This is a genomic window from Telluria sp. LT2P34 (genome assembly GCF_059685915.1).
In genome coordinates, this window is sequence record NZ_JCASIN010000017.1 from 1 (window position 1) to 1,079 (window position 1,079).

Annotated in this window: 1 protein-coding gene; it reads right to left on the bottom strand. The window is 63.5% G+C overall.

Features of this window, described 5'->3' with window-relative positions; genetic code table 11:
• On the bottom strand, window positions 1–1,079 hold a 1,079-nt coding region (locus tag AC56KZ_RS20830), incomplete at both ends, for a cadherin repeat domain-containing protein (protein WP_497164084.1).

Consider the following 1,079-nt stretch of genomic DNA (forward strand, 5'->3'; position numbering starts at 1 on the left):
CGGTCACGACACCGGTCGTGGCATTGATGGCGAAGCGGCCGCCGGCATCGTCGCTCAGGCTGTAGGTGACGACAGCGCCGGAGTCGGCATCGGTGGCAAAAGCGGTCACACCCACGAGGGCGCCAGTCGCTGCGTTTTCTGCCACGCTTCCGCCGGTCGCGCCATCGGTGTCGGACACGACACTGACCGCATTGTCGTTGAGGTTGGTGACGCCAATGGTGAACGTCTGGCTATTGGCGGAGCCGTCCGAACTGGAAGCCAGAACCGTGATGTTGTGGCTGGTCGCCGTCTCGTAGTCGAGCAGGGCTCCGTCGGCAACGGTAACGACGCCGGTCGTGCCATTGATGGCGAAACGGCCGCCGGCATCGTTGCTCAGGCTATAGGTAACGACAGCACCTGCGTCGGCATCGGTGGCAAAAGCGGTCACGCCGACGAGGGCGCCAGTCGCCGCGTTTTCTGCCACGCTTCCGCCGGTCGCGCCATCGGTGTCGGACACGACACTGACCGCATTGTCGTTGACGTTGGTGACACCGATCGTGAAGACCTGGCTGTTGCTCGAGCCGTCCGAGCTGCTCGCCAGGACCGTGATGGTGTGGCTGGTCGCCGTTTCGTAGTCGAGCAGCGTGCCGTTGGCAACGGTCACGACACCGGTCGTGGCATTGATGGCGAAGCGGCCGCCGGCATCGTTGCTCAGGGTATAGGTAACGACAGCACCGGAGTCGGCATCGGTGGCAAAAGCGGTCACGCCCACGACAGTACCCGCTGCCGCGTTTTCCGCTACGCTGTCGAGGCCTGCATTGCTATCGGTGATGCCGCTGACGGCATTGTCGTTGACGTTGGTGACACCGATCGTGAATACCTGGCTATTGCTCGAGCCGTCCGAACTGGAAGCCAGGACCGTGATGTTATGGCTGGTCGCCGTTTCGTAGTCGAGCAGCGTGCCGTCGGCAACGGTCACGACGCCGGTCGTGGCATTGATGGCGAAGCGGCCGCCGGCATCGTTGCTCAGGGTATAGGTAACGACAGCACCGGAGTCGGCATCGGTGGCAAAAGCGGTCACGCCCACGACAGTACCCGCT